Origin of the sequence: Shewanella zhuhaiensis (assembly GCF_022484835.1) — a bacterium.
Lineage (GTDB): Bacteria > Pseudomonadota > Gammaproteobacteria > Enterobacterales > Shewanellaceae > Shewanella > Shewanella khirikhana.
The window spans coordinates 1-25,263 of record NZ_JAKUDL010000001.1 but is presented as its reverse complement, the minus strand read 5'-3'; the positions used below and the strand labels follow the sequence as shown (position 1 = coordinate 25,263).

At 52.5% G+C, this 25,263-nt stretch carries 17 protein-coding genes, 1 tRNA gene and 1 rRNA gene; 9 read left to right on the top strand and 10 right to left on the bottom strand.

Annotated features, from left to right (window positions below):
* Positions 1-53: 53 nt before the first annotated feature.
* The 8 genes from MJ923_RS00095 to ampD form a co-directional block, all read right to left on the bottom strand.
* On the bottom strand, positions 54-2,255 hold the full coding sequence (locus MJ923_RS00095) for a patatin-like phospholipase family protein (protein WP_240589376.1): 2,202 nt from the start codon (positions 2,253-2,255) through the stop codon (positions 54-56).
* Positions 2,256-2,359: 104 nt separating this feature from the next.
* Positions 2,360-6,835, bottom strand: a complete 4,476-nt coding sequence (locus MJ923_RS00090; RefSeq protein WP_240589375.1) for an EAL domain-containing protein — start codon at positions 6,833-6,835, stop codon at positions 2,360-2,362.
* A gap of 151 nt (positions 6,836-6,986) precedes the next feature.
* Positions 6,987-8,417 carry a dihydrolipoyl dehydrogenase gene (lpdA, locus tag MJ923_RS00085; RefSeq protein WP_126169213.1) on the bottom strand — a complete coding sequence of 477 codons (1,431 nt, stop codon included), beginning with the start codon at positions 8,415-8,417 and terminating at the stop codon, positions 6,987-6,989.
* Between the two features lie 170 nt (positions 8,418-8,587).
* Positions 8,588-10,510, bottom strand: coding sequence for a pyruvate dehydrogenase complex dihydrolipoyllysine-residue acetyltransferase (gene aceF / locus MJ923_RS00080; protein ID WP_240589374.1), 1,923 nt, complete (start codon positions 10,508-10,510; stop codon positions 8,588-8,590).
* Positions 10,511-10,521: 11 nt separating this feature from the next.
* The gene (aceE, locus tag MJ923_RS00075) at positions 10,522-13,227 is read right to left on the bottom strand and encodes a pyruvate dehydrogenase (acetyl-transferring), homodimeric type (protein WP_240589373.1); all 2,706 of its coding nucleotides are present in this window, start codon (positions 13,225-13,227) and stop codon (positions 10,522-10,524) included.
* Between the two features lie 72 nt (positions 13,228-13,299).
* Complete coding sequence (pdhR, locus tag MJ923_RS00070) at positions 13,300-14,052, bottom strand: pyruvate dehydrogenase complex transcriptional repressor PdhR (protein WP_126169211.1); 753 nt, start codon at positions 14,050-14,052, stop codon at positions 13,300-13,302.
* 327 nt (positions 14,053-14,379) lie between these two features.
* Positions 14,380-15,258, bottom strand: coding sequence for a beta-lactamase regulator AmpE (gene ampE, locus MJ923_RS00065; protein ID WP_240589372.1), 879 nt, complete (start codon positions 15,256-15,258; stop codon positions 14,380-14,382).
* A 1-nt stretch (position 15,259) separates the two neighbouring features.
* On the bottom strand, positions 15,260-15,832 hold the full coding sequence (gene ampD, locus MJ923_RS00060) for a 1,6-anhydro-N-acetylmuramyl-L-alanine amidase AmpD (protein WP_240589371.1): 573 nt from the start codon (positions 15,830-15,832) through the stop codon (positions 15,260-15,262).
* 246 nt (positions 15,833-16,078) lie between these two features.
* Between ampD and nadC the strand changes: the two genes are divergently transcribed.
* The 9 genes from nadC (at position 16,079) to mutT (ending at position 24,787) form a co-directional block, all read left to right on the top strand.
* Positions 16,079-16,936, top strand: a complete 858-nt coding sequence (nadC, locus tag MJ923_RS00055) for a carboxylating nicotinate-nucleotide diphosphorylase (protein WP_240589370.1) — start codon at positions 16,079-16,081, stop codon at positions 16,934-16,936.
* Positions 16,937-18,249: 1,313 nt separating this feature from the next.
* Entirely contained in the window at positions 18,250-18,606 is a 357-nt protein-coding gene (locus MJ923_RS20735) for a prepilin-type N-terminal cleavage/methylation domain-containing protein (protein ID WP_276312930.1), read from the top strand.
* 171 nt (positions 18,607-18,777) lie between these two features.
* Positions 18,778-20,484, top strand: coding sequence for a type IV-A pilus assembly ATPase PilB (gene pilB, locus MJ923_RS00045; protein WP_240589369.1), 1,707 nt, complete (start codon positions 18,778-18,780; stop codon positions 20,482-20,484).
* 56 nt (positions 20,485-20,540) lie between these two features.
* Positions 20,541-21,800: a type II secretion system F family protein gene (locus MJ923_RS00040; RefSeq protein WP_240589368.1), complete on the top strand. Its 1,260-nt coding sequence runs from the start codon at positions 20,541-20,543 to the stop codon at positions 21,798-21,800.
* Positions 21,801-21,813: 13 nt separating this feature from the next.
* Complete coding sequence (locus tag MJ923_RS00035; RefSeq protein WP_276312929.1) at positions 21,814-22,728, top strand: prepilin peptidase; 915 nt, start codon at positions 21,814-21,816, stop codon at positions 22,726-22,728.
* Entirely contained in the window at positions 22,728-23,345 is a 618-nt protein-coding gene (coaE, locus tag MJ923_RS00030; RefSeq protein WP_240589366.1) for a dephospho-CoA kinase, read from the top strand. The genes MJ923_RS00035 and coaE overlap by 1 nt, the downstream gene beginning before the upstream one ends.
* Positions 23,338-24,072 (top strand): cell division protein ZapD, encoded by a 735-nt coding sequence (zapD, locus tag MJ923_RS00025; protein ID WP_240589365.1) that lies wholly within the window; start codon positions 23,338-23,340, stop codon positions 24,070-24,072. The genes coaE and zapD overlap by 8 nt, the downstream gene beginning before the upstream one ends.
* 62 nt (positions 24,073-24,134) lie before the next feature.
* Entirely contained in the window at positions 24,135-24,350 is a 216-nt protein-coding gene (gene yacG / locus MJ923_RS00020) for a DNA gyrase inhibitor YacG (RefSeq protein ID WP_240589364.1), read from the top strand.
* 41 nt (positions 24,351-24,391) lie between these two features.
* Positions 24,392-24,787 carry an 8-oxo-dGTP diphosphatase MutT gene (mutT, locus tag MJ923_RS00015; RefSeq protein ID WP_240589363.1) on the top strand — a complete coding sequence of 132 codons (396 nt, stop codon included), beginning with the start codon at positions 24,392-24,394 and terminating at the stop codon, positions 24,785-24,787.
* A 130-nt stretch (positions 24,788-24,917) separates the two neighbouring features.
* Here mutT and rrf read toward each other — a convergent pair.
* Positions 24,918-25,033: ribosomal RNA gene (rrf, locus tag MJ923_RS00010) — 5S ribosomal RNA — on the bottom strand.
* 40 nt (positions 25,034-25,073) lie between these two features.
* Positions 25,074-25,149, bottom strand: a tRNA-Thr gene (locus MJ923_RS00005).
* Between the last annotated feature and the right edge of the window lie 114 nt (positions 25,150-25,263).

Below are 25,263 nucleotides of genomic sequence, written 5' to 3'. Positions count from 1 at the left end.
TTTTTGTAAAATTCTGTTAGTTGGCAGGGTGCGAGGACTGGTTCGCACCTGCCTTAGAAGTTCTTGCCGATGAACAGGTAGAAGGAACGCTGACCATCGTCGCTCAGACCTATGCCAAGGGCGGCAGGACCAAGATCGGTATCTGTGCCTATGTAGAGGCTGCCGGCATAGATAAGATCCTGCAGCGACACCTCATCCATTTCCCACCAGACGTTACCGGCCTCGACACTGGCGCCAAGATAGAGTGGATAATCTGTCATCCCAAGCGCATCGCGGCCAAGGTCATACTGATACACGAAGGCACCAAACACCTTATGGGCACCGGCCAGTGCATCTTTGCGATACCCCGACAGGTTGAGGAAGCCGCCCAGCTCAGCAATGTGGATAGAATTACCATCGGAGTCGGACGACTCCAGCGATGCCTTACCCACAAAGGCGTGATTGCCAAAGCCCAGGGCACCTTTCCAATCGGCCTGAATTTGGGTGCTGGATTCGTTTTCCACCCCTTCCACATCAAACTCTTCCTTGCGCACGGTCACCTTGAGCGTGACCCTATTGCCGGAAGTGGGGAAGCTGATGCTGTTGAGAGTATCGTAGCCAATCTGGAAATAACTGCCGTAGGATGAGAATCCCAAATCTTCGGCAAGCCAGGCCTCATTGGAAATTCTGCCTTTTTCGCCGGTCAGACCAATCTCCATCTGGCCATGGCTGGCAAAATTAAGCCCCAGCCCCAGATCAATTTGATGGGTGTTTTTGTCCAGCTCAAACACCTTGTTATTGGCGTCGAACAGATCCCAGGCTTCAATCTCATACTGGTAGCGGGCGCGGCCGTAAAACTGCTGATCTTTATCCAGCGGCTGATAAAACTCGGTACCAATCAGCTTTTCGTAACCCAGCTTTAGCTCGTTGCGCCACTCACCGCCATTCTCATTGAGGTTGGTCATGGTGTAGGCAGTATCCAGGGTCACGGCCGAGTCAGCGGTAAAGTCATCTTCCCAGTTAAAGCCCAGATCAAAATAGTTGGGTCCCCAGGACTTGGCTTTGGTGTTCACGGTCAGCACCCGGCCATCCGGGGTATCGGTAAACTCGGCATCCACCCGCTCAAAACGGTTCAGCGCATAAAGCTGGTTGATACCGGCTTCAAGGTCTTCACGGCTGACCACTTCTCCGGCCTCGATACCCAGAGTCTCCGCCAGCAGGCTTTCACTCACCCGCGACTGGTTGGCGTATACCACTTTCACCACCGGGCGCTGCATGTCTTCGAGCCACTGCCTGGAACGCTGGCGTTTATTATCCTGATACACGGCATAACGCTCGGCGTCGACGCCAAGGGCTTTTAGCTTGTCGACCTGGGTGTTTGCAGCTTCTTCGCCCAGCACCAATGCGGTGCTCATCACGGTGAAGTCGGTGGTACTGAGATCATCAATAGCGGGTCTAATCAACACATCGGCGTCTGTGAGCAACTTCTTTTGCGCTTCGGTGCTGGCGGCAGTCAGCATGGTCGATAGCTGATTGAGCACCGCCAGGGTGCCATTGAGCTGATCTTTCCCTACCAGAGGCGAGCCAATGTCCACCGCAATCACTATGTCGGCCCCCATGGCTTTTACCACATCCACCGGCATATTGTTGGCAATACCACCATCAACCAACAGGCGGTCGTCAATCAACATTGGCTGCAGCGCACCCGGCACAGTGGCTGATGCCTGCATGGCATTGACCACGCTGCCGCTGGTAAGCACCACCGCCCTGCTGGTCACCAGATCGGTGGCCACGGCACGGTAAGGAATCGCCAGCTCGTCAAAACTGGCAAATTCGCGCACCACATCCGTGGACTCACGCAGCAATACTGACATGGTTTGGCCACGCAGGAGCCCGGAAGGCGCCTGCACCTCGCCCTCGCTGTAGCCTATATTAAGCGGGATATTGTACTTGTCTCTGAGCTGCTTATCGCGGTAGCTCAGGGACTCACGGGGAATGGTGTCAGAATAGCCGCGGTTCCAGTCCACGTTCATCATGATGGCTTCGATTTCGGCGGCGCTGTATCCCAGGGCATACATGCCTGCCACATAAGCGCCAATACTGGTGCCTGCCACGTAGTCCACCGGAATGTGGTTCTCTTCCAATACCTTAAGCACGCCCACGTGGGCAGCCCCTTTGGCACCGCCACCACTGAGCACCAGGCCAATCTTGGGGCGATCGGCAGCCTGGGCGGCAGACAGGGAAAAAAGCAGCAGCAGAGACAGTATCTTCTTCATTTAAGCCGGTCGCTAAGGTATCGGAAAAAAGTTGTGCGCCATTCTATCAGACATGACGCAATAAAGTTAAAAACTTGAATATTTACTGAGCAGTAACAGACTCATCAGACCTGGCTGGAAAGGGCCTCATCGGGATCAGACAAGCCGAGGAAGGCATCCAAATCATCCCTTGGCATGGGTTTGGCGAAGTAATATCCCTGGATGACATGGCAGCCACGGCGGAACACCTGCTCGAGCTGCTCTTCGGTTTCAATCCCTTCGGCCACTACCTTGAGTTTCAGGTTGCGGGCCAGTTCTATGATACTGGACACAATGGCCTGATCCGCCGGGTTTTCAGCGATATCTATCAGGAAGGAGCGGTCAATCTTCAGCACGTTCACATCGAAGTGACGCAGGTACGCCAGCGAGGAGTAACCGGTACCGAAGTCATCAATCGCCACCTGCACGCCCATAATTTTCAGCTGCCGCAGGTGGTCGCGGGCCACGTGCAGCTCCTTCATCAGCACCCCTTCAGTGATTTCCAGCGCCAGGTTTTCCACCGGCATACCGGTTTCGTCCAGGGTTTGCTGCAGGTGCTCAATAAAATCATGCTGACGGAAATGCACCGCCGAGATATTCACTGACAGCTTGAATGGTCGCCCAAGCAGCTTGCTCCAGCGGGCGCCGTCGGAGCAGGCCTGCTTCAGCACCCACTTGTCGATATCGATCACCAGGCCACAGGCCTCTGCCACCTTGATAAAAATGTCGGTACGCACATAGCCGTCTTTTGGGTGATTCCAGCGCAGCAAGGCCTCCATACCCACGGGTTGATTGTCTTCCAACACATCAACCTGTGGTTGATAATTCAGCAAAAATTCGCCGCGCTCCAGTGCCTTACGAAGGTCAGCCTCCAGGCGCAAATGGTACAGCGCTTCGGCGTTGCGCTCCTGAGAGTAATACTGGAAGTTGCCACGGCCTTCTTCTTTGGCGTGGTACATGGCCAGATCGGCGTTTTTAATCAGCGCCTCCGGCTGACGCGCATCGTCGGGCCAAATGGCAATACCGATACTGGTGGAGATATAAAATTCGCGGCCAAACAGCCTGAACGGCGTCTCGATTTGCTCCAGCATAGCGTTGGCCAGATGGTTGAGCGTGTCTACTTCGGCGCCATTGACGAGCACTACAAATTCATCACCGCCAAACCGACAAAGAGTGAACTCAGGGTCGATACAGGACTGCAGCCGCGCCGCGGCTTCCACCAGCAGTGCATCGCCCATGCTGTGGCCGAAAGAATCGTTGACGTGCTTGAAGCGGTCCAGATCGAGGAACATCAGCGCCAGCTTCTCATCGTGCTGGGTCGCCTTGTGAATGGCCTGATTCAGTCTGGCGGCAAACAACGAACGGTTGGGCAAGCCGGTGAGCACATCGTAGTTGGCCAAACGGCGCAGGTCGGCCTCGCTGCGCTTTCGCTCGGTGATGTCCGAGAACACCACCACATAGTGCTGGACCCTGCCCTGCAATCCAAGCATGGCCGAGACATTGAGCCACACAGGACACACCTGCCCCTTGGCGATACGCAGTTCGCGCTCACCGGTCCAGCTCATACCGTTGGAAAGCAGCGCCGCTATCTCACTGCGGTTACCGCCATGCTCCGACAGCAGCGAAATAAACTTGCGCCCACTAAGCTCACCCGTGGTTGAGCCCAGTATTGATTGCGCCGCGCGGTTGGCCACCTTGATTTGCTCGTCGGCATCGAGAATAAGCACCCCTTCCGACGTATTTTCAAAGGCCTGCGCCAGCAGATCCACCTCATTTTGCAGCTCTTTGTGCTGAGTAATATCACTGTAGATGCCGCTGATTTTCAGCACTTCACCTGTGTCTCGCGCCAGTTGACTTGGACGGCCACGTACCCGCAGCCAACCCCAGCTGCCGCTGCGGCGCCGGAAGCGATATTCAGCATCGAAGCGATCGACTTCACCGTCCACCACCGCATTCCAGTGGTTCAGCACCCGCTCTTTATCGTCGGGGTGGATTGGAAAGTCGGCGGGCGCCAACACCAGGACGTCCTTGTCGACCGACAGCACACCATTTTTGTTATCCAGATAGAAGTTGTTGTCTTTACGGGTCCACAGCCACAAATCGGAGTCACTGCCGCGCAGCGACTGCCGGAGCCGCTCTTCACTTTCGTGCAGCGCAGTGTTGATGGCGCGGAAACGTGAGACCTGGCGCTGACGCACGAAGATGATGGCCAGGGTCAGGCCCATCAGCATAAAAATCAGCGACCACTTGAACCAGGGGGTTTCCCACCAGTAAAGATCTACCTTCAACTGGTGAATGTATGGAGTTTCTGACCAAACCCCGTGGCGCTGGCTGAGAATTTCCAGACTGTGGGAACCGGCGGAAAGCCCGGATAAATTCAGCTGCGGCTGACCATCGAGCATCAGATAATGGGGCTCTCTCAGCTCGCCGCGGCGGGTAAGCCGATACTGGAAGGAAATGGGGGAATCGTCCAGATAATCATTGGTGGTCAGCTGCAGGCTAATCATGCGCGCACCGGGGGCGAGATAGGTCTCGCTGGACGGGACCAAGGCCTTTTCGACGTGATTGTCGTAAAACACTGTAACCGACTCCAGGAACACCCGCTCATTGGAAATCCGATTAGACAACTTGGCCACATCCAGCAGTCGCACCCCATTGGGGCTGCCCAAAAACAGCCCTTTGTCGGGCCGGTAACTGATGGCTCCTTCGTTGAATTCGGAGTTCACCACCCCATCATTGGCCGAAAACACCTGCACCTCACCGGTGGCCTTGTGTTGCCGCACCAGAGATTTAGGGCAAACCAGCACCCGATAGTCCGCGGTATCAACAATACCGTAGGAGATATAGCAGCTGAGCTTCCAGCGCTCCATCAATGACTCGAGACTGTCGGAGGCTTCCTGATACTCAAGCACGCCATACATGGACGTTCCCAGCCAGAACTTGCCCGGGGAAATTTCTGCAATCTGGCTGACCTGCAAATCGCCCTTGAAGTTGGCAAACATCTCGGTTTTATCTATGTAGTAGTTATCGCCGTCAAGATAGCCGAACTTGCGCTCGCCCCCTAGCCACAACTTACCATCGGCCGCCCTGAGCATAGTGTAAAGCGACGGCAGATGCGGCTCACCGCTGCGGCTTTGAATGGAAAACTCCTGAGGGTCGAACAGTCCCGGCTCCCAATAGAAGAGTCCGGTCGCAGTCAAAAACCAGATGCGGCCGGGAATGCCGGGGTCCTGATACACATTCAGAATGTATTTGCGCTTCAACGACTCACTGCCGTGGGTCCATTCCGAAAAACGCCGGGCAGCATTGGTTTGCTTATTCAGCACAAACAGACCGTTGGTGGTGGCAATTAATAACTCGTCCAGACTTAACGACGTCACGGCGTAAACGCTGTCATTGGACTCAAATTCATCAGGCGTGATAAGCACCGAGCCGGGCTTACCTTCTTCGACCCGAATAACGCCGGCATCGGTACCAAACCAATAGCTATTGCCCTCGGTGTAGATGGACCACACCATCTGATTACCAAGCTGATACGGCGGTGCGTCGGTAAATTTCTGCTTCATGAAGTCCGACGTGTCCACCGCCAGCACCAGCCCGTCACCGGCGCCACCAAGCCAAATCAGTCCCTGATTGTCGATGGCAAGATCGGTAAGGTAGTCGATGTTGGCAGTGCGGCGCAGATCACCATCGAAGGTGGTGAGCTTGCGCGACTCGGGCTCCCATTTCAGTACCCCACCGCGGCTGGCAAGCCACAGATTGCCTTTGGCATCCTCGTTGATGGCGGTGACATAAAACGGCACTTCGGTAACAGCGGTTATCTGTTCGCGCTGCGGGTCGATGCTGAACAGACCGTCGCTCGAGGTCAGCCATACCCGCCCGGCCCGGTCACGGTAGAAGCGCTTCGCCTGCCCAGAGGCTTCCACCCAGGGCAAGTCCACCAGCTTTTCACCCTGGCGACTGCGAAGCTCCAAGTGGTATTCCTTACCAATCAGCAATCTGCCATCGGAGAGGGACAAAATTTTATCCCAGGGCTGATCCGGGTCCTGTTGCAGCTGAATGACTTTTTCTATCTGCCAGCTGCTGAAGTTGAGCCGATACACTTCGCCTTCGCTGGTCAGGAACACCAGCGTGTGGTCATCGATAAAGTTGGAACTTACGATCCCACCACCCTCAAATTCAGGCATGAGTTCGGCGGTGCCGACCTGCTCGAAGGTGTCGGAGGGAATGTGATAGCGATAAATAACGTCGGAGAGGCTTATCAGCAGATGTTCTTGCCCGAGGGCTTTGACATCCACAAAGTAAGAATCGTTGAGGCGGGTTTCGCCCTGATAGGTATCGATGCGCCGCACCAGGGTCTTGCTGACCCGGAACAGGCCATCTTCGGTGGCAACCCAGACAAAACCATAGCCATCGAAGGCTATGGAGTTCACCATGCCATTGGACAAGCCATCGCGGCTTTCAAAAACGCGCTGCACAAATTCGCCGCCGTGGCTTATTCCCAGCCAGGGCAGATAAAGGCACAAACACAACAGCAGATGATGAACGGCTTTTCTTATCATGATTTTTATTGCGTTAAGATCTGCGACCAGATTCCCAAGAGCCACCAGCAGCCTAAGACCTGAAGATAATTACATAAATTTTACACCATTCACAAATGCCGCCATAAAAAAAGACGCCATTTCGGCGTCTTTTTTGCGGCGGATCAGAAAATTACTTTTTCTTTTTCGCCTTGGGGTTTGGCAGGTCAGTGATAGAACCTTCGTAAACCTCAGCCGCCAGACCCACAGACTCGTGCAGAGTTGGGTGAGCGTGGATGGTCAGAGCGATATCTTCGGCATCACAACCCATTTCGATGGCCAGGCCGATCTCGCCCAGCAGCTCGCCGCCGTTCACACCAACAATGGCACCACCGATAACACGGTGAGTCTCTTTGTCGAAAATCAGCTTGGTCATACCGTCGCTGGCGTCAGAGGCGATGGCGCGGCCGGAAGCTGCCCACGGGAAGGTCGCAGTCTCGTACGCGATGCCTTTCTCTTTGGCTTCTTTCTCGGTCAGACCTACCCAGGCCACTTCAGGGTCGGTGTAAGCGATAGAGGGGATAACCTTAGGATCGAAGAAGTGCTTCAGACCAGAGATCACTTCGGCAGCCACGTGGCCTTCATGCACACCTTTGTGCGCCAGCATTGGCTGACCCACGATGTCGCCCACGGCGAAGATGTGTGGCACGTTGGTGCGCAGTTGCTTGTCTACATTGATAAAGCCGCGCTCATCAACGTTGATGCCAGCCTTGTCGGCGTCGATCAGCTTGCCGTTAGGGGTACGGCCGATGGCAACCAGCACGGCGTCGTAACGCACAGGCTCAGTTGGGGCCTTCTTGCCTTCCATAGAGACGTAGATACCGTCTTCTTTGGCTTCAACCGCGGTCACCTTGGTTTCCAGCATCAGGTTGAATTTCTTGCTGATCTTACGGGTGTAAACCTTCACCACGTCTTTGTCTGCAGCTGGGATAACCTGGTCGAACATTTCAACCACGTCGATGTCACTGCCCAGAGCATGGTACACAGTACCCATTTCCAGACCGATAATACCGCCGCCCATCACCAGCAGCTTCTTAGGTACTTCTTTCAGTTCCAGCGCATCGGTAGAGTCCCAAATACGTGGGTCTTCATGAGGAATGAATGGCAGCTGGATTGGACGTGAACCGGCAGCAATGATGGCGTTGTCGAAGTTGATTACGGTAGCGGCGCCGTCGGCACCGGTTACTTCGATGCTGTTAGGGCCGGTGAATTTACCCAGACCGTTTACAACCTGCACTTTACGCATCTTGGCCATGCCACCCAGACCACCGGTCAGTTGGCCGATCACTTTCTCTTTGTAGCCGCGCAGCTTGTCGATATCGATGCTTGGCTCGCCGAATACTACGCCGTGCTCGGCAGCAGTTTTGGCTTCTTCAATCACTTTGGCAATGTGCAGCAGGGCCTTTGATGGGATACAACCCACGTTCAGACACACGCCACCCAGGGTGCTGAAGCGCTCGATGATTACGGTTTCCAGACCAAGGTCGGCAGCACGGAAAGCGGCGGAATAACCCGCAGGGCCCGCGCCCAACACTACTACCTGAGTTTTGATTTGATTACTCATGTTTTCCTCTGAATTTTTCTTCATTCCGTCGTTTAAAAAGTTGCTCAAGCATTTGAGGGAGGCGACTTTTTAAACCAACTATCGGCCCGCTTGTAAGGTGGCCGCATTTTAACCCGCGTTCGACACGGATCACAATAAAAAGGCCGTCCTATTCAGGACAGCCTTTACGGTTACAGAACGAGTTTGCGTATGTCTGACAGTACACCGCTCAGATAAGTGGTGAACTTGGCACCTTCGGCGCCGTCGATCACCCGGTGATCGTACGACAGCGACAGTGGCAGCATCAGACGTGGCACGAATTCTTTGCCGTTCCACTTGGGCTTCATCTCAGACTTGGACACACCCAGAATACCCACTTCAGGGGCATTCACGATTGGGGTGAACGAGGTACCACCGAGGCCACCCAGGCTGGAGATGGTAAAGCAGCCGCCCTGCATATCAGAGGCAGTAAGCTTACCGGCGCGGGCCTTCTTGGAGATATCGGCCAGCTCGCGGGACAGCTCATAGATGCCTTTCTTGTTCACATCGCGTACCACTGGCACCACCAGACCATTGGGGGTATCCACCGCAATGCCGATGTTGATGTATTTCTTCAGAATGAGGCTATCGCCATCTTCAGACAAAGACGCGTTGAACGATGGGAAGGCTTCCAGTGACTTTGCCACCGCCTTCATGATGAACACCAGTGGGGTGATCTTCATGCCGGTATCGCGCTTGGCTTCCTCGGCGTTTTGCGCCTTGCGGAAATCCTCAAGCTCGGTGATGTCGGCCTCATCAAACTGAGTCACATGGGGGATCATCACCCAGTTGCGGTGCAGGTTGGCACCACTGATCTTCTTGATGCGAGACAGCGGCTGAGTTTCAACGTCACCAAACTTGCTGAAGTCGACCTTAGGCCATGGCAGCAGGTTCAGACCAGCACCAGAGGCAGCGCCCGCAGCAGCGGTGGCTGAACCTGACTCGAGACGCTTGAGTGCTTCTTTGATGTAAGACTGCACGTCTTCGCGCACCACACGGCCCTTGCGACCTGTACCTTTAACCTTGGCGAGGTTAACGCCAAACTCACGGGCCAGACGACGGATAACCGGTGACGCGTGGGCGTACTCGTGGTTTTCCACGAACTCGCCGGTCTTGCTTTGCCCCTGAGACGGAGACTGAGCCTGGGCATTTGCGCCAGGCGCCGCAGCGGCCGGAGCAGCAGCTTGAGCCACAGGTGCAGCTGGTGCGGCAGCAGGAGCAGCACCTGCAACAGGATTCCCTGCGACTTCAAACACCATGATCAGTGAACCGGTAGACACCTTGTCACCCGTGGCCACCTTGATGGCTTTCACGGTACCGGCAAATGGCGCTGGCACTTCCATGGAGGCCTTGTCGCCTTCCACGGTCAGCAGTGACTGGTCGGCAGCAACGGTGTCGCCTACCTTCACCAGCACTTCGGTCACTTCCACTTCATCGCCGCCGATATCCGGCACGTGAATGTCTTTGTCACCGCCGGCAACAGCAACTGGCGCGGCGGCAACCGGAGCTGGCGCAGCAGCGGCCACAGGGGCAGCAGATGCAGCCTGAGTCTCGAACACCATGATAAGGGAGCCAGTGGCAACCTTGTCACCGGTGGCGACCTTGATTTCTTTCAGCACACCGGCGAACGGCGCAGGCACCTCCATAGAGGCCTTGTCGCCTTCTACGGTGATCAGCGGCTGCTCATCAGAGATGCTGTCGCCCACTTTCACCAGAATTTCAGTAACTTCAACTTCGTCACCGCCGATGTCAGGCACGAAAACATCTTTCAGTGCGGCTACCGCAGGAGCTGCAGCAACCGGCGCTGGCGCCGCGGCCTGGGCCGCCGGAGCAGCAGCCGCTTGCTCACCTTCAAACATCATGATCAGTGAGCCGGTGGCGACCTTGTCGCCCACCGCAATTTTGATTTCCTTGACCACACCGGCCTTGGGAGCCGGTACTTCCATGGAAGACTTGTCGCCTTCCACGGTGATCAGCGACTGATCTTCAGTGATGGAATCACCCACCTTGACCAGGATCTCGGTCACTTCGACTTCATCAGTGCCGATATCGGGTACATGAATTTCGATTGCCATTGTCTCGTCTCTTACGCGTAAAGTGGGTTCATCTTCTCGGTGTCGATATCGAACTTCTTGATGGCAGCAACTACCACAGATTTTTCGATGTCACCGCGCTTGGCCAGCTCGTTAAGGGCTGCAACCACCACGTAACCGGCGTTCACTTCGAAGTGACGACGCAGGTTGGCGCGGCTGTCGGAGCGACCGAAACCGTCGGTACCCAGCACCTTGTAAGACACGCTTGGCATGAAGGCACGCACCTGTTCGGCGTAGTTCTTCATGTAGTCGGTCGCGGCGATGGCAGGCTCGTTGCCCATCACAGTGGTGATGTAAGGTACGCGGGCGTCGGCTTCTGGATGCAGCATGTTGAAACGCTCGCAGTCCTGACCGTTGCGGGCCAGCTCGTTGAACGAGGTCACTGAGAACACATCAGAACCTACGCCGTATTCTTCAGCTAGGATGACTGCAGCTTTGCGTACTTCGTTCATGATGGTGCCTGAGCCCATCAGCTGTACCTTTGATGGCTTCGCTGGGCTGTAGGCACTGCCCTTGCCACCAGTATGGCTTTCGAGCTTGTAGATACCCTTGCGAATACCTTCCTCGGCACCTTCCGGCATGGCTGGCATGGCGTAGTTTTCGTTCATCAGGGTCAGGTAGTAGAACACGTTCTCCTGCTCGCCATACATGCGGCGGATACCGTCCTGAATGATCACGGCTGTTTCGTATGCGAAGGTCGGATCGTAAGAAATACAGTTAGGTACGGTACCGGCCAGGATGTGGCTGTGACCGTCTTCGTGCTGCAGACCTTCACCGTTCAGAGTGGTACGACCGGCAGTGGCACCCAACAGGAAGCCGCGCGCCTGTTGGTCACCCGCCATCCACGCCATATCGCCCACACGCTGGAAGCCGAACATGGAGTAGTAGATGTAGAACGGGATCATCGGCAGGTTGTTGGTGCTGTACGAGGTGGCAGCGGCAACCCATGAAGACATGGCGCCCAACTCGTTGATACCTTCCTGCAGTACCTGGCCTGAAGTGTCTTCCTTGTAGTAAGACACGATATCGCGGTCTTCAGGGATGTAGTTCTGGCCGTATGGGTTGTAGATACCAATCTGACGGAACAGACCTTCCATACCGAAGGTACGGGCTTCATCGGCGATGATAGGCACGATGTTTTTGCCGATATTCTTGTCCTTGAGCAGGATGTTCAGGGTACGAACAAAGCCCATGGTGGTAGAAATATCACGCTTCTGTTCTTCCAGCAGCGGCTGGAATTCAGTCAGTTCAGGGGCAACAAACTCGCCGGTGAAGTTAGGCAGACGCTTTGGCGTGTAACCGAGCAGGGCTTCACGACGGGCGTGCAGGTACTTGTGCTCAGTGCTGCCTTCTTCAAGCTTGATGTAAGGCAGGTTAACCAGAGATTCATCGCTGATGAGGTCGCCAAGACCCAGACGGTCACGCAGCTTGGCTACGTGGGACATATCCATCTTCTTCACCTGGTGCGCGATGTTCTTACCTTCGGCAGCATCGCCCATGCCGTAACCTTTTACGGTCTTGGCCAGGATCACAGTTGGACGGCCCTTGGTATCCTGGGCAGCCTTGAATGCCGCGTACAGCTTGGATGGCTCATGGCCACCGCGCTTGAGGGCGAAGATTTCTTCGTCGGTCATGTCGGCAACCAGAGCAGCAGTCTCTGGGTACTTACCGAAGAAGTGCTCACGCACGTAGGCACCATCTTTGGCCTTGAAGGTCTGATAGTCACCGTCAACGGTTTCGTTCATCAGCTGCAACAGCTTGCCGGTGGTGTCTTTGGCCAGCAGCTTGTCCCAGCCACTGCCCCACACTACCTTGATCACGTTCCAGCCGGCGCCTTTGAACAGGCCTTCGAGTTCCTGGATGATCTTGCCGTTACCCATTACCGGGCCGTCGAGACGCTGCAGGTTACAGTTGATGAGGAAGCACAGGTTGTCCAGCTTCTCACGGGCAGCGAAAGAAATAGCACCGCGGCTTTCCGGCTCGTCCATTTCACCGTCGCCGAGGAAGGCGTATACGCGCTGCTCAGTGGTGTCTTTCAGGCCACGGCCGTTCAGGTACTTGAGGAAACGCGCCTGATAGATAGCAGAGATAGGACCCAGACCCATAGATACGGTTGGGAATTGCCAGAATTCAGGCATCAGCTTGGGATGCGGGTAAGAAGAAATACCCTTGCCATCCACTTCCTGACGGAAGTTGTCCAGCTGCTCTTCGGTCAGGCGGCCTTCGAGGAAAGCGCGGCTGTAGATACCGGGGGCAATGTGGCCCTGATAGTACACCAGGTCGCCGCCATCTTTGTGGTTAGGTGCGCGGAAGAAGTGGTTGAAACACACTTCGTAGAAAGCAGCCGCCGACTGGAAAGACGCCATGTGACCACCCAGCTCCAGATCCTTCTTGGAGGCGCGCAGTACGATCATGATGGCGTTCCAGCGGATGATGGAACGGATACGGCGCTCGATGGTGGTGTCGCCAGGGTAAGCCGGCTCCTGGGTAGGCGGAATGGTGTTCACATAGTTGGTGGTGATGCCGGTGGGCATGTCTACACCGTCAAGACGGGCCTGCTCCAACACTTGCTCCAACAGGAACTGGGCACGCTCTACGCCTTCTTCACGAACAACGGACTCGAGGGCCGCAAGCCACTCCTGGGTTTCGGTTGGGTCTAAGTCTTGTAGCACTGAATTTTTTTGCATAGGTTCAGACATGAGACTGTCCTTATTTATACATATTTATAGGAAAGCGGCTGACTGGGTACTGGCGAAGTGCCATCCCAGTTATCAGGCGCCGCTCTTTAATCGGCGCAGACTGCGCTGCAACCGGCTGTCTTCTTCCCTCACGGCCAGCATGACCTCCTCGATGTAGCTCAAGTGCTCATTCGAGGCTTCGCGGGCCGCTTCGGGATCGCGGCGAACAATGGCGGCGAGCAGAGCCCGGCGGTGTTCGTTCGCCATGCGGGAGGCTTCTTCGCGGCGGCTCAGAAGCTCCAGGTTTTGTGCCACATTCTTGTGAAGCACCGGAGTTAAACTTAAAACCAGATGCAACATGGCCACGTTGTGGGAGGCTTCGGCCACGGCGCGATAAAAACGCACGATGGCAGCGGCCTGGCCTTCAATATCCTTGGCCTCTTCCACTTCGAGGATCATCCGCTGGATGTTTTGCATGTCGGCATCGGTACCGCGCAGGGCGGCAAAGTAAGCCATCATGCCTTCGGTGGCATGACGGAATTCGAGCAGGTCGTATTGGCTTTCGGTGTCGCTCTGCATGAGCTCCACGATAGGATCAGCCATGCTTTGCCACAGCTGTTCCTTTACATAGGTGCCACCACCCTGACGGCGCATAAGCAGGCCTTTGGCTTCCAGTTTCTGGATGGCTTCGCGCAGGGAAGGACGGGAAACTTCGAATTGAATGGCCAGCTCCCTTTCGGGGGGCAGTTTTTGGCCGGGCTTGAGACTGCCTTCGAGGATCATGCGCTCGAGCTGCTGCATGATCACATCTGAGATCTTCGGCTGGTTGATTTTGCTATATGCCATGTGGGCCCTCAGCTCCATTGTAAATTGGTCTTACCAATTTATGCGAGTGAGCGCACTTTATCAAATCACAGTTTTAAAGTCCATACAGTGATCGATATCACCCACGACAAGAGAGGATAGCGGAAAAAAATTGTCATGGGGTCAGACCAATTTATGAAAGCCTGAAATAGCCTCTTCAAGTAGGCGTAAATCGCAGGCTTTGGCCATCTCCTTTGGCCCGGGTCTTAAGATGATTGACGACGCTGAGCAGCAACCTTGTCGGCATCTACCCTATATCAGCTGCCCTGAGCCCAGGGCAGCGTCAATCTGCCAGCATTTTATTGGTGGTTAACTGATAAAGCCAAATATTGTCAGCAACGATGCCAGCGCCAGCAGCAACACAAAGTTACGTTTACTCAGCCCAAGCAGCACCAGGGTTGGTTGCAAACACACGGGCGCAGCGCTGGGGGCGGGAATAGTTTCAGCCTCGGTGGCGGTTTCGGTAATGATTTGCCGCGCCGAAGACGATGCATTGAACGCGAGCTTTTGCCAGCGACTGAAGGCCGAGTGGAAATGCCCCGTCAGCACATAGCCGAAAGCAAATAAGCGACTTGGTAACCAATCGAGTACTGTCAGAATGGCATCGACATAAGGCAGTTTGAACTCGGCAGTAGTTTGCTGCAGCGCCTTTTGACGCACATCATAAAAACGCACCGTGCAATACAGGACGGCCGCGACCGGACCAAGCACAATCAGATAAAGCGCCACAGCGCCATAAAAACGGTAGTTAATCCAGGCCACACTCTGCCCGACCTTGAGCCCAAGCTCATCGGCACTCACCGCCTCGAGGCAGGAGGAGCAATCCAGCTCGGCTGCATGACGATAACAGGCCTGGATATCACCACGACAAGCTGCCTGAATATAACGCTTGAAGGCACTGCGCTGTTCCTGATGGCTGAAGCAAACCATGGCGACCAGCACCCACACCGCCAGCGATACCAGCCCCCACACCATACCCTCAACCAGGGAAATGGCGAGATACACCAGGAGTGCAGGCAGCAGTAGCGCCGCCAGCACTTTGAATTCTGAAACCTTGCCTGAATAAAAGTCGTCTCCAGCAAACAGACGTTGGTGCAGCCAAGTTTGTAACGAGTCGAATTGCCAGGACTCCGGCAACAGCTTAAGGCGCTCGGCCAGAATGGCCATCAACAATGAAAACAGTGCCATGTTAAATCTCCTCTCCCTGGTTGATTGGAGTCAGACCGGTCAAGTAACGCTGCCAATCAAATCCCGGACCGGGGTCGGTCTTGCGCCCGGGGGCTATCTCGCTGTGGCCGGTGATCCGCTCAGGCGTAATGGCCGGGTATTTGGCCATCATAGCCTTTGTCAGGGTTTCAAGACAGGCATATTGCGCGTCTGTGTACAGCGAATTGTCAGTGCCTTCAAGCTCTATGCCTACCGCATAATCATTACAATTTGTACGCCCCTCAAACGAGGACACCCCGGCGTGCCAGGCTCTGTCATCACAGGAAACAAATTGCACCAGCTCACCGTCGCGGCGGATAAGAAAATGCGCCGACACCTCCAGCCCCTTGAGCTGGGCAAAGCTGTGATGCGCATGGCAATCGAGGCAACCGGTGAACAAGGCTTCGATGTGCGGCAACCCGAAGTGCCCGGCTGGCAGACTGATATTGTGGATCACCAGCAGACTCACCTCACCGAGGGGGCGCTGATTAAAAAAGGCTGACGGGCTTCGCCTGGCATCGGCATACCACCCATTTTCCCACGTTGCCTTTGTCATCGCAGCTTATCGAGCCTCCACCTGTATTTGGCTAATGCCTGATTATTGTAGCGATTTTACTTATGTTCTCCAGCCATAATCTGAATTGCCAGCAGATGCCGGTCGGGCAACCATGGGGTTGGCTTTGGGGAGGTCTGCTTCACTTCTAGATGGGAGCCGATACGTGGTATCCTTTGCCGCATAAGGTTCGTAGCCTGTTCTTAACGCCAATAGATACAACGCTCACTTAAATTCAAGGAAGTCGTCATGCTGGAAAATGACATCAGACTCGCAGTTAAAGCCGCACTGGATGAAGATCTGGGTCAGGGCGGTGCCAACGCCGATATTACTGCCGAGCTTATCCCCGAAGACAAGATTGCCGAAGCCACTCTGATCACCCGAGAAGAAGGGGTTTTCTGCGGCAAAGCCTGGGCCGAGCAAGTCTTCAACCAGCTGGGCGGCACGGTTGCCATTCACTGGCATGTAGATGATGGCGATCTGGTGGTGCCCAATCAGATGCTATGTGAGCTGTCTGGCCCCGCCCGAGCCATCCTCACCGGCGAGCGCACTGCGATGAACTTTATCCAGACACTTTCCGGCGTAGCCAGTCTGACCAAAATCTATGTGGATAAGCTGGCAGGCACGGATTGCCGGTTGCTGGATACCCGCAAGACGATTCCAGGGCTCAGAACCGCGCAGAAATACGCAGTCACCTGTGGTGGCGGTAAAAATCATCGCATCGGTCTTTATGATGCATTTCTGATTAAAGAAAACCACATCATGGCGTGCGGCGGCATCAAAGCCGCCATCGACAAAGCCCGGAGTCTGCATCCAACCAAGCCAGTGGAAGTTGAGGTAGAAAGCCTGGATGAACTGACCCAGGCATTGGACGCCGGCAGCGACATCATTATGCTGGATAACTTCGACATCACCATGATGCTCGAAGCAGTCAGCATCAATGATGGCTACAAAGCCCGTGGTGGCGGAGCCAAACTGGAAGTGTCCGGTAACGTGACCTTAGATACCCTGGGCGAGTTTGCCAAAACAGGCGTCGACTTTATTTCCGTTGGCGCCCTCACCAAGCACGTGCGCGCCATGGATTTATCTCTCCGCTTAAAGAGCTGATTTGATTGATATTGGTTGCCTGTAGTTCATACAGGCAACCAACCGCCACTTTTAATTTTGCTCGATATTCTGAACGCTTAGCTTGATTGCCCCTGAATGCAGATTATTCTGCCACTGCAGCTGACAGCAGTGAATTACTTCAAATTCCCATCAGTCTCAGGTTTCATTCCTCAACAAAAATCCCTGCCCTTTTTGACACAGGTTCAACCCGCAAATCACGACGGTTTTTTGACCTTGAACAGAAAACCGTCACCCTTTCGAACGCAGTCAAAAAATTGTTAGAACAAACCGTACACCAAACAAACTACTTTAGATAAATTAAGTGAATAGCGACGACTTTCGTGCAATTTCCTGTTTCATTTTCGCAAACTTTGTACTAACTTTTACCCAAGGCTCAATGGCCTTTCCGGCCAGTGCAAAAAAGCAGCAAATTTAGGGTGTTTTAAATCATTGGATCTTTTGCCTTCTGCAGAGGTTCATACTAAAGCACTATAAATGCAGGTAAACTTCCGAGTCTTGGGAGTGCCGCTTTACCGCACTACCGGAATAAAGTACGTTATGCGGCAACTTGGCTAGCTGACGAAGAGTAGAAGGCAAGCAAACTGGGTACAGCGAGCAAACCACTACAATTTGTTTACAAGTGGGCCGGGCAACGCCTAAGGTACTGGATACCGAGATAGCCAGAAGGGCCAAAATCGGTTTCTACCCCACAGTCTGTTCGCTGGGGGTTAACAGTTAGCAGCGCGCAGCATCGGCTCATCCAAACAGCCTGTGCAGCAAGCAGTCAAAGGTTAATTCATAGCAGAACGCTCATTCTTAACAGAATGGACTGTGGGGCAATAACAAACCAAGATGTGAACGGTTCCAGTAATGGGCAAGGCCACATCCAGGGTGAAAACACGGGGCTGGACCAAGCTTTGAGGATAACAAGTGCAGCAGCACATGCTATCCAACAAAGTGGATGCTAAGCCCAAATTGGTTAACAGGCCTTCTCCATCTTATGCAGACTCAATGTTTGCGGCCGCATAAGCTGGAAAGTGCAAGTGTCGTCGAGGAAGACGTAAGCTTTAGCATTCGTAGCGCGCTTTTTACAGGTAGTAAATGGTGCATTACACTTTAACTGCTCTAGCTTGCATGACAGGGCACCACAGGAGTGACGCCAACACCTTGCTGTGGGAAGTCTCACCAAACCGGCTCTTTACAGAACGGGGACGAGTGATAAAGATGGACCACAACGAAGGCAACTTTTTTGCGCTGTTGCTGAGGTTTAACACACACTACCTCACACAGCATTGCAATTAACGGAGAGAGAAATGAAAGGTATCACTTTAAACAAAAACGCCAAGGGTTTCACCCTGATCGAACTGATGATCGTAGTAGCCATCATCGGTGTGCTTGCAGCTATAGCGCTGCCCGCTTACACCGATTATATCAACAAAGGTAAGGTCAATGCGTGTGAAGGCGAGGCTTCGGCCTACGCAAAGGCTGCCCATGCTGCCGTAATCGGTGAAACACCAATTCCCACACACACTCCTTCAGCCTGTGTTTCTGCACTGAAAAAACCAGCTACTATTGCAGACTTGACAGGTACTGAGACAACAACGGCCAAAGATCAAAATTCGACAATCATTACTTGTGACTGGGCGAATGCAGTATGTACTGCACCTTAATACTAGGGTAAGTCGCTTAACGAGATATCATTAGGCCACTTTCTAGTAATAAAGGCATGAATCATGTGGTTCATGCCTTTATAAACCTTTAAAATTAGAAGCTATTTGAACGGGGATGAATATAATTATCCAGTATGGATATACTGGACTCAGCATCTTAAGGAACCTGTAATGCCGACAACCGGCCTTCACTTAGGGCTTTCAACACTATTTATCCGCAAAGGTTTGCTCAGTGAAGAGCAAATGGCCACGGCTATCTCCAAATCTCGTAAGAATAAGCTCACTTTGGTATCGTCACTGATTAGTGAAGGGGCTGTGTCTGCAAGAGAAGTTGCTGAGCTCTGTTACGAAGAATACGGCACCCCTTTATTGGATCTGGCTGAGTTTGAAGTTGCAACCATCCCAGAAGAATTCATCAACAAAAAGTTAATAGAAAAGCATCGCTGCCTACCACTTTTTAAGCGTGGAAACAGGCTCTACATTGGCACCTCAGATCCTACCAATATTGCAGCACTGGAAGATTTTCAGTTCTCTGCTGGGCTTCACGCAGAAGCCATACTTGTTGAAGACGATAAACTTGGTAAGGTGCTTGAAAAGATTCTGGAAGAGGATATCAGTGCGTTAGATTTGGGCGGTATGGATGAAGAAGCGCTCGCCGGAATTGAAGTCACCGATACTGATAGGCGCTCTGATACAGAAAACGAAGGGGCTGATGATGCACCTATCGTTATCTATATCAATAAGATCCTAACAGATGCCATTCGTCGTGGTGCGTCTGACTTACACTTTGAGCCCTACGAAAAACGCTACCGCATCCGTTTTCGTATCGATGGCATCCTTCACGAAGTTTCTGAACCACCGATCAACCTCTCAGGGCGGATATCGGCCCGTTTAAAGGTGATGTCCAAGCTTGATATCGCCGAGCGCCGCCTGCCCCAGGACGGCCGAATCAAGATGAAGCTCAGTCGTACCAAGAGCATCGATTTTCGGGTAAGTACCCTGCCGACGCTCTGGGGCGAAAAAATTGTAATGCGTATTCTGGATTCGTCCTCTGCGCAGTTGGGGATTGAGAAACTCGGTTACGAACCAGACCAAAAACAGCTCTACTTGGATAACCTGGCGAAGCCCCAGGGCATGATTCTGGTTACCGGACCCACAGGCTCGGGTAAAACCGTATCCCTTTATACGGGTCTGAATATTCTCAATACCGAAGAGCGCAATATCTCCACCGCCGAAGATCCGGTCGAAATCAACCTGGAAGGTGTAAACCAGGTTCATATTAATAACAAAGCAGGGCTTACCTTTGCCTCTGCCCTACGCTCCTTCCTACGTCAGGATCCCGATGTGGTGATGGTCGGGGAAATCCGGGATTTGGAAACCGCTGAAATTGCGATCAAGGCAGCACAAACTGGTCACTTGGTGCTTTCAACCCTGCATACTAATTCAGCTGCTGAAACCCTGACCCGACTTTTGAATATGGGTGTACCGGGTTACAACATTGCCAGTTCAGTAAATCTGATTATCGCCCAACGCTTGGCACGAAGACTCTGTCCAGAGTGTAAACAGCCTGAAGAAGTACCCAATCACGAGCTGGAAAGACTTGGATTTACCCAAACTCAGATTTCTGAAGGCTTTACCGTTTATAGGCCATGTGGCTGTGACTTGTGCTCAGGAGGCTATAAAGGACGGGTCGGTATCTATGAAGTGATGCCCATGTCTGACGAAATAGCCAGAGTGATAATGGAGGGTGGTAACTCACTCGAAATTGCTAGAATGGCCATTTCTCAGGGAGTTAGAGATCTTAGACGCTCAGGACTCCTTAAAGTTATCCAAGGCGTAACGAGCATCACCGAAGTTAACCGCGTGACCAGTTTTTAGACACTAAATTATTCAACTCACATGAAAAAATTAAAATCCTAAAGGAATAATATCTCATGGCAACCGCTACTGTGAGTAAACCCAAAAAAAGTTCACCTAAACAGCAAACAAAGGCATATACCTTTGAGTGGAAGGGTACAAATCGCGATGGTAAGAAAACCAGCGGTGAACTCAGAGGAACAAGTGCTGCTGAAATTAAGTCTATTCTGAAGACACAAGGCATAAATCCAAAACAGGTCCGTAAAAAACCCGAGGGGTTGCTAGGTAATAGCGGTAAAAAAATCAAAGCAATGGATATTGCTATGATAACCCGGCAGATCGCAACGATGCTCGCTGCTGGAGTGCCTTTGGTAACGACGATAGATATTTTGGGCAAGGGACATGAAAAGCCGAAGATGAGAGAACTGTTGGGAACAATCCTAAATGATATCCAATCAGGTATACCTCTTTCTGAGGCTCTCAGACCCCATAGAATTTATTTTGATGATCTAGTTATCGATTTAGTAGCTGCCGGTGAGCATTCAGGTTCATTGGATACTGTATTTGATAGAATAGCCACTTATAAAGAGAAAGCTGAACAACTTAAATCAAAGATTAAAAAGGCAATGTTCTATCCAGTTGCTGTTGTTATTGTGGCTATAGCTGTCACAACTCTTCTGCTGCTATTTGTGGTGCCTCAATTTGAAGAGATTTTTAAAGGTTTTGGTACCGAGCTACCAGCGTTCACTCAAATGATCGTGAATATCTCACGCTTCCTTCAGTCTTCTTGGTATATTTTTCTAACAATAGTCGTAGCCTTGAGTTGGCTGTATATTAAAATGCATAGAGGTTCTCAGTCTGTTCGAGATAGACAAGATGAACTTGTTCTGAAAATCCCGGTTGTTGGTGAGATTCTTCATAAAGCCGCCATGGCACGTTTTGCTAGGACGTTAGCGACAACTTTTGCAGCAGGGGTTCCATTAATAGATGGTTTGGAGTCAGCTGCTGGGGCATCTGGTAACGCTGTGTATCGTAAAGCTCTTTTCAAAATAAGAACAGAAGTCATGGCAGGCATGCAAATGAATGTGGCTATGAGAACAGTTCGTCTTTTTCCAGATATGCTGATTCAGATGGTTATGATAGGCGAAGAATCAGGCTCACTAGATAGCATGCTTAACAAAATAGCCAACATTTATGAGATGCAGGTTGATGATGCTGTCGATGGTTTATCAAGCCTGATTGAGCCCATTATGATGGTAGTAATCGGCACCTTGGTGGGTGGATTGATTGTAGGTATGTATCTGCCAATCTTCCAGATGGGTAATATCGTTGGGTAACAATTAAAAAATAATGACAGAACTAATATCCTTAATGAGCCAGTACCCCTGGCTCTTTATTTTGCTCGCATTCATTTTTGCAGCCACCATCGGCAGTTTTTTGAATGTCGTCATTCATCGCCTTCCCGTCATGATGAAAAGAGAGTGGCAACAGGAATGTAATGCCTATCTGGAAGAGTACCAGCCTGAGCTTTTTAAAAAACTTGGCAAAGCAAATCTGGAAAAGCCCATTGATGGTTATCCCGCACGTTACAATCTGATTGTCCCAGGCTCCTCCTGCCCAAAATGTGGCAACGGCATCAAGCCCTGGCACAATCTTCCAGTTCTGGGGTGGCTTGTGCTTGGTGGCCAATGTGCCTCATGTAAAGCCGCTATATCCAGTCGCTACCCTATTGTTGAAGCATTTACAGGAGTCGCTGTCGCAGCGCTCGCGTGGCATTTTGGCCCTACGTGGGAATTTGCGGCATCAGCATTGTTAACCTTAGGTCTGATTGCTATGTCAGGTATCGATCTGGATGAGATGCTGCTGCCCGACAGCCTTACACTGCCTCTGCTGTGGCTTGGATTGCTGCTGAATTACCAAGGCCTTTTCACCAGTCTAGAGGATGCGCTGATTGGTGCCGTTGCGGGCTACCTGTCGCTTTGGTCGGTTTATTGGCTATTTAAGATTACCACCGGCAAGGAAGGCATGGGTTATGGTGACTTCAAGTTGATGGCACTCTTTGGGGCCTGGCTTGGCTGGCAAATGCTGCCGCTTATCATCATGCTCTCGAGCCTCGTCGGCGCCCTTGTAGGCATCGCGATGATGGTTTGGAAAAGCCATAAACGGGAGAATCCAATTCCATTCGGCCCCTATATAGCTGCCGCAGGCTGGATAGCACTGGTGTGGGGGAATGACATCGTTACCTGGTACTTGGGAAGCCTGTGATGGCCAGATATGTGCTTGGGCTCACCGGTGGTATTGGCAGCGGCAAAACAACCGTCGCCAACCTATTCCATGCCCGTGGCATTGACCTGGTAGACGCCGACATTATTGCCCGACAAGTAGTTGAGCCAGGCTCGAGCGGACTTCATGCAATAGCAGAGCACTTTGGAGCCGAGATTCTCCAGCCCGATGGCACGCTTAATCGCGCCAAGTTACGCCAATACATTTTTGCCAACGAGACCGAGCGGTTTTGGCTCAATAATCTGCTGCACCCGATGATCCGCGAAACCATGATGTCTTCGGCAAAAAAGGCCGACTCGGCTTATGTAATTTTGGTCGTGCCCTTGCTATTTGAAAACGGGTTAGATAGGTTAGTCGATCGTACCTTGGTGGTTGATATTTCACCCGAACTACAAATCAGTCGTACCGCCAAACGAGATAACGTGAGCGAAGATCAAGTCGCCAGTATCGTTGCCAGTCAAGTAAGCCGTGAACAAAGGCTTGCCATGGCTGACGACATTATCGATAACCGGGGAGTGATTGCCGAGCTGGAAAAGCAGGTTGATCTCCTGCACCAGAAATATCTGGCATTGGCAGCATCGAAGACAAAAAATGACTGAACTGATTTATGAGCAACCCTTAAATGAAAAAATCCGCAGCTATCTGCGGCTTGAATACCTTGCTCAGCAAGTTCAGCACAATTTGGATAATGACCATCAGCAGCGCTGTTTCTACCCCTTATTTTCGCTGCTTGAGCTCAATGAACGCTGCGACTACCGCGGTGATCTTCTTAAAGAAATTGATAAACAACTCTTCATCCTGGCCAAGTGGCAGGTACTCCCCCACGTTGACTCAGTCCAGGTACAGGAATATATCGATGGCCTCTCCAAGGCGCGAGAGCTGTTGCAAAACCCATCCCGGATCGGCAGTGCCCTCAAACAAGACAGATTTCTAAGTGCTCTCAGGCAACGTTTTGGCATGCCAGGCGCTTGCTGCAACTTCGACCTGCCTCAACTGCACTATTGGCTTGCCAAACCCTGGGATGAGCGCAGAGGCGAATATCAACAGTGGGTAGAACACTTTACGCCACTGCTTACACCGGTAAGCCTGTTACTCTCACTGATCCGCAGCACCGCTGAATACCAGGACGCAACCGCTGCTGGCGGCTTCTATCAGGGTACCAATGCCCAGCCACTATCGCTCATTCGGGTAAAGATTGACCCGGGTCAAGGCTGCTATCCTACTATCAGCGGCCACAAAACCCGCTATGCCATTCACTTCGTTCAATTCGCCGATCAACGTCATTCAGATAAGACCATTGCCTTTAAACTGGCGACCTGCGCCTGAAGGCTTTACCATAAGGCCTTCCCCATTTTGGGATTGTTATTCCATCCAAAAAGGTTTTTCTCATGACATTGATGGTTAAGTGCCCCCAGTGCCAAAAGCCTGTTACCTGGGACGCCTCCTCCGCCTTCAAGCCATTTTGCAGTGAACGCTGCAAACTGATTGACTTGGGAGATTGGGCCTCAGAGAAGCATGCCATTCCAATAAAAGATGACATCAGCGAAGAGCTGCTGGATCAGCTCGGTTATGAAGAAGCAGATTTCTTCAAAGCACCCGATTGACCCCTAGCCCATTCCCAAACTTACTATCAAAGAATCATCGTATGACCAAACGTGTTCACGTTGCCGTAGGCATCATTAAACAAGGTTCGCACATCTTGCTGGCGAAGCGTCATGGCCATCTACATCAGGGTGGAAAATGGGAGTTTCCCGGTGGCAAGGTAGAGGCCGGTGAAAGCACCTCAGAAGCCCTCAAACGCGAGCTAAAAGAAGAAGTTGGCCTGACTGTACACTCCAGCCGACCTTATATGGAAATCAGCCACGATTATCCTGACAAGCAGGTGTTGCTGGATATTCATCTGGTTGAAGACTTCAGCGGTGAAGCTAGCGGTATCGAAGGGCAGCAAATCGAATGGGTGTCACTGCAGGACATCGACACCTATCAATTCCCGGATGCCAACCAGCCGATCCTTGATAAAATATTGCAAGACTTTAGCTGAACTTCCTCTACAGGCTTTACCGAGGTGTTACGTCAGCTGTGGCGTAACACCCTCCTAAAAACAGCATCTGGCCTTCGATGCCCAGATAAAGAAAAACCCCGACGTTGCCGTCGGGGTTCTCGTATTTGATGCCTGGAAATGTCCTACTCTCACATGGGGAGACCCCACACTACCATCGGCGCTACTGCGTTTCACTACTGAGTTCGGAATGGGATCAGGTGGGACCACAGCGCTATGGTTTCCAAGCAAATTTTGTTGCTGCCATTTAGTACCTGGCGGCGAATAATGGTGCTGATACCCAGAATCGAACTGGGGACCTCATCCTTACCAAGGATGCGCTCTACCGACTGAGCCATATCAGCAAACTCTTTGATTTCACATTAAAAATGTATAAATCAGAATTAGGCGTCTGGCAATGACCTACTCTCACATGGGGAGACCCCACACTACCATCGGCGCTGCTCCGTTTCACTACT

Coding starts and splice junctions, on each gene's coding strand:
- mutT (WP_240589363.1), top strand. CDS start 24,392: ATGACCAAACGTGTTCACGTTGCCGTAGGCATCATTAAACAAGGTTCG.
- aceF (WP_240589374.1), bottom strand. CDS start 10,510: ATGGCAATCGAAATTCATGTACCCGATATCGGCACTGATGAAGTCGAA.
- coaE (WP_240589366.1), top strand. CDS start 22,728: ATGGCCAGATATGTGCTTGGGCTCACCGGTGGTATTGGCAGCGGCAAA.
- ampE (WP_240589372.1), bottom strand. CDS start 15,258: ATGGCACTGTTTTCATTGTTGATGGCCATTCTGGCCGAGCGCCTTAAG.
- MJ923_RS00035 (WP_276312929.1), top strand. CDS start 21,814: ATGACAGAACTAATATCCTTAATGAGCCAGTACCCCTGGCTCTTTATT.
- MJ923_RS00095 (WP_240589376.1), bottom strand. CDS start 2,255: ATGAAGAAGATACTGTCTCTGCTGCTGCTTTTTTCCCTGTCTGCCGCC.
- zapD (WP_240589365.1), top strand. CDS start 23,338: ATGACTGAACTGATTTATGAGCAACCCTTAAATGAAAAAATCCGCAGC.
- pdhR (WP_126169211.1), bottom strand. CDS start 14,052: ATGGCATATAGCAAAATCAACCAGCCGAAGATCTCAGATGTGATCATG.
- lpdA (WP_126169213.1), bottom strand. CDS start 8,417: ATGAGTAATCAAATCAAAACTCAGGTAGTAGTGTTGGGCGCGGGCCCT.
- nadC (WP_240589370.1), top strand. CDS start 16,079: ATGCTGGAAAATGACATCAGACTCGCAGTTAAAGCCGCACTGGATGAA.
- pilB (WP_240589369.1), top strand. CDS start 18,778: ATGCCGACAACCGGCCTTCACTTAGGGCTTTCAACACTATTTATCCGC.
- ampD (WP_240589371.1), bottom strand. CDS start 15,832: ATGACAAAGGCAACGTGGGAAAATGGGTGGTATGCCGATGCCAGGCGA.
- MJ923_RS20735 (WP_276312930.1), top strand. CDS start 18,250: ATGAAAGGTATCACTTTAAACAAAAACGCCAAGGGTTTCACCCTGATC.
- aceE (WP_240589373.1), bottom strand. CDS start 13,227: ATGTCTGAACCTATGCAAAAAAATTCAGTGCTACAAGACTTAGACCCA.
- MJ923_RS00090 (WP_240589375.1), bottom strand. CDS start 6,835: ATGATAAGAAAAGCCGTTCATCATCTGCTGTTGTGTTTGTGCCTTTAT.
- yacG (WP_240589364.1), top strand. CDS start 24,135: ATGACATTGATGGTTAAGTGCCCCCAGTGCCAAAAGCCTGTTACCTGG.
- MJ923_RS00040 (WP_240589368.1), top strand. CDS start 20,541: ATGGCAACCGCTACTGTGAGTAAACCCAAAAAAAGTTCACCTAAACAG.